The organism is Rhodothermales bacterium (assembly GCA_013002345.1).
Taxonomy (GTDB): domain Bacteria; phylum Bacteroidota; class Rhodothermia; order Rhodothermales; family JABDKH01; genus JABDKH01.
In genome coordinates this window covers 1-3,312 of sequence record JABDKH010000237.1, presented here as the reverse complement: position 1 = coordinate 3,312, position 3,312 = coordinate 1, and the positions used below count along the sequence as shown (strand labels likewise).

Annotated in this window: 4 protein-coding genes; all 4 read right to left on the bottom strand. The window is 59.4% G+C overall.

Annotation, left to right across the window (positions count from 1 at the left end; translation table 11 throughout):
- Nucleotides 1-46: 46 nt before the first annotated feature.
- The 4 genes from HKN37_11730 to HKN37_11715 all read right to left on the bottom strand — a co-directional run bounded on the left by HKN37_11730 (nt 47) and on the right by HKN37_11715 (nt 3,190).
- Nucleotides 47-706: a methyltransferase domain-containing protein gene (locus HKN37_11730; GenBank protein ID NNE47316.1), complete on the bottom strand. Its 660-nt coding sequence runs from the start codon at nt 704-706 to the stop codon at nt 47-49.
- An 18-nt stretch (nt 707-724) separates the two neighbouring features.
- Nucleotides 725-1,198, bottom strand: coding sequence for a nuclear transport factor 2 family protein (locus HKN37_11725; protein ID NNE47315.1), 474 nt, complete (start codon nt 1,196-1,198; stop codon nt 725-727).
- A 95-nt stretch (nt 1,199-1,293) separates the two neighbouring features.
- Nucleotides 1,294-2,736 carry an RtcB family protein gene (locus tag HKN37_11720; protein ID NNE47314.1) on the bottom strand — a complete coding sequence of 481 codons (1,443 nt, stop codon included), beginning with the start codon at nt 2,734-2,736 and terminating at the stop codon, nt 1,294-1,296.
- Between the two features lie 13 nt (nt 2,737-2,749).
- Entirely contained in the window at nt 2,750-3,190 is a 441-nt protein-coding gene (locus HKN37_11715; protein NNE47313.1) for an archease, read from the bottom strand.
- Nucleotides 3,191-3,312 lie beyond the last annotated feature (122 nt).

Genomic DNA, 3,312 nt, shown 5'->3' with positions numbered 1-3,312 from the left:
GTCCGGTGGGTGCAGATGACCCCCGAGAAAATGTTCGGCAGGGCGTCTACCCCACCTCCTGGCCGTCGACGGCTTCGTACAGCACCACCTGCCACAGAAAGCTGTTCCGATGAAACACGCTCTTGAAACCAGCCCGGGTGATCATTGCATCAACGTGCTCGCTCGGGTGCAGATATACACGGAAGTGTGCGCGCCGCAAACGTTGAACCAGGTTGATTGAGTGAAAACCCAGCGCCGTCCACCACGACTCTCGCGGATAGACCAGCCCGTACAGCCGCGTTGCCTTCGCGACCGACCGTCCAACGAGGTCGTCGACATTGTCGAAGCAGCAGATGACGCGGTCCAGCGTCACCACATCCGCCGCATCGATCTCTTCGTGCACATCCGTAAACCCCGCAAACAAATACGTCGCTCGGCCTCGATAGCCCCGACGTTTTGCCTCAAGTTCCGACTGTTCGAGATATGCAGACGACGCATCAACACTCGTCACGGTACCGGCCCCTGATGCCGCGAGCTCATGCTGGATTTCTCCAACCCCACCGCCGATATCCAGAAGGCTTGGTTCCGCAAGCCTGCGATCGAGTATCGCCCGGATCAACCATGCCGTCGTCTTCTTGGGCCCACGCCGGACGTAACGCTTCAGCTGCCGACGGGCAATCGCCGGGTTGAATTCCTCTTCAACCCCGATGCACTGATTACATGACATGATTCTCGACGACCCGGATTACTCGTGAGTCTCTTTCGAGCCCGACTCGACCAGATCAATGAATTCGTTGATCAGGTCATTCGGCACCGTAACCGACAGGTGGTAGTGTTTGAACTTCCATCCGTCGGCCGTCTTCTGCAGCACCCCGGAGCCCGCACACACGCCCATCCACGTATCCAGTAGCTCTTCGAACCATGCCATCTGGCCGTCATCAGACAGGTAGATGTGCCGCGTCGTGGACGTGAAGTCCCACGCCGAGCCACGGTCGAAATATGGCTTCCCGAACTCGATGAATTCCGACTTGGTCCATCGTTCGCCGGCTTCGGTCCCGATGTAGACAGCGTCATCCGCCAGCAGTCCGAAGTACGTTTCTGCGTCCGCAGCACCGGCTGCTGCATGCCAGGTGTCGATGAGTGCTCCCAGATGCTCCGCCGTGGCATCGCGGGATGCATGGAGGGGCTGCGCTGCCGCCTGGAACACAAACGGGAGCATTACAAAGCATATCAGCAAGACGGAAAGACGTTGTTGAGGCATGGTTGTTCAAGCTTTCGGGGGTTGCACGGGTCTACCACAATATACCGGAATATCTAGCCCTTGATGCAGCCGAGAGGGATCAGCCTCGCCACCTTTTTGGAGATACCGGCCATCTGGCACGTTTCGACCACCTCCGCCACGTCCTTGTACGCCTCCGGTAGTTCTTCGTTGATGGTCCGGCGACTGGCGCCCCTGACAACGATGCCCCGCTCCTCGAGCTCCGCCTTGATATCACGATGCTGCGCGGTCTTCGCGGCTTTGCGACGGCTCATCTGGCGCCCGGCGCCGTGGCACGTGCTCCCGAACGTGTCTTGCATTGCCCGCTCCGTTCCGACAAGCACGTAGGAATACCTCCCCATGTCCCCCGGAACCAGCACGGGCTGCCCCACACCCCGGTATCGCGCAGGAACAGAAGCGCTGCCGGGACCGAATGCACGTGTCGCACCCTTGCGATGAACACACACGTCCCTTGCCTCACCATCGATGACGTGACTTTCGAACTTCGCGATGTTGTGAGCAACCTCATATACCGTGCGAAGACCAAGCTCTGCCTCACCGATCCCGAGCGCTTCGCAGAAAGCGCGCCGCGCATTGTGTGCGATGATCTGCCGGTTCGCAAAAGCAAAATTGACCGCACAGTTCATGGCTCCCAGATACCTCTGCCCTTCAGCCGATCGAATCGGCGCGCAGGCCAGCTGTCGATCCGGCAGTTTCATGCCGTACTTCCGCATGGCCCCGTCCATGACGGACAGGTTGTCCTCACATGTCTGATGTCCGAATCCCCGCGAACCCGTATGGATGATGAGTGTCACCTGATCGAGCTGGAGTCCGAGTGCCGCGGCCGCCCCGTCGTCAAATACTTCATCCACGTATCCAAACTCCAGGAAGTGATTGCCCGACCCGAGAGTGCCGAGCTGCGGCGCTCCTCGCTTCCATGCCCGGTGCGAGATGGCCGAAACATCCGCACCGTCGATCTGACCACTCTCCTCGATGAACGCCAGATCGTCCGCCGATCCATACCCTTTTCGAACGGCCCATCGCGCTCCATCCACTGCCGCCTCTTGAAGCTCCGGGACGGAGACCCGCAGCGCTCCAGCCGATCCAACACCAGTCGGCACCCACTTGAAGAGCTGATTCACGATCGGATGCAGAGCGTCAGCGACATCGCTTCGCTGCAGATTCGACGCCATCAGACGAACACCGCAATTGATGTCGTAGCCGACGCCTCCGGGCGAAATCACTCCACCATTCGCGTCAAATGCGGCGACGCCTCCGATTGGAAATCCGTACCCCCAGTGAATGTCGGGCATCGCCAGCGACGCCTTCACGATTCCCGGCAGATGCGCAACGTTCCTCGCCTGCTCGGCGGCCCTGTCTTTGAGAATGTCGCGCATCATCTTCCTGGTCGCATAGATGCGCGCCGGCACGATCATGTCACCCGACCTCGGGATCTCCCACAGGTACGGCTCTATCTGTCTGATTTGAACCTGCTTCATATCGGTACGGCCGTCAAATATCGAAGATCACTCGCGCCCTGCACCGTTCGCCGTCGCAGCCAACCTGAAGATCGTGATAGGTCACCGCTTTTATTTCGCCGAAGACACGCGGCCGGCCGTGCGAAATACCCTCGCCGATCGCCGTGCCGTGGAGGAACGAATCGGAGATCTGCTCCACCTGAAAGCTGGAGAAGACGAGGCCGTCTACCTGGTGCCGGTAGTTCAGCTCGGAAAGCCAGGCTACCATCAGCGCGTCGATGTCTTCTGCGTCGATCTCGATGGGAATGGAGATATCGGATTCCACATCATCCACGTCCGCGATCAGCCAGAACATGGCATACGCCGTCCGCTCGAACAGCTGCTCAATGTTCGACGCTTCAATCTCAACCCCAAGGTCCGCCGTATGATCGAACTCGCGCATCCACGACGGGTGCTGCCGCAATTCTTCGTTCATGGCCGGTATCTCCGTGCTCTTTGAGATACGATAGCATCTCCCGAACGATACGGAAAGCAGACATTTCGCATCTCATGCGCAGGCTCTGCCACTACGAAGCACGCGAGCGTGCTCCCGGCGAC

What these genes read in the sequence shown, in the direction of transcription:
- HKN37_11715 (NNE47313.1), bottom strand. Translation starts at nt 3,190, where the DNA reads ATGAACGAAGAATTGCGGCAGCACCCGTCGTGGATGCGCGAGTTCGAT.
- HKN37_11725 (NNE47315.1), bottom strand. Translation starts at nt 1,198, where the DNA reads ATGCTCCCGTTTGTGTTCCAGGCGGCAGCGCAGCCCCTCCATGCATCC.
- HKN37_11720 (NNE47314.1), bottom strand. Translation starts at nt 2,736, where the DNA reads ATGAAGCAGGTTCAAATCAGACAGATAGAGCCGTACCTGTGGGAGATC.
- HKN37_11730 (NNE47316.1), bottom strand. Translation starts at nt 706, where the DNA reads ATGTCATGTAATCAGTGCATCGGGGTTGAAGAGGAATTCAACCCGGCG.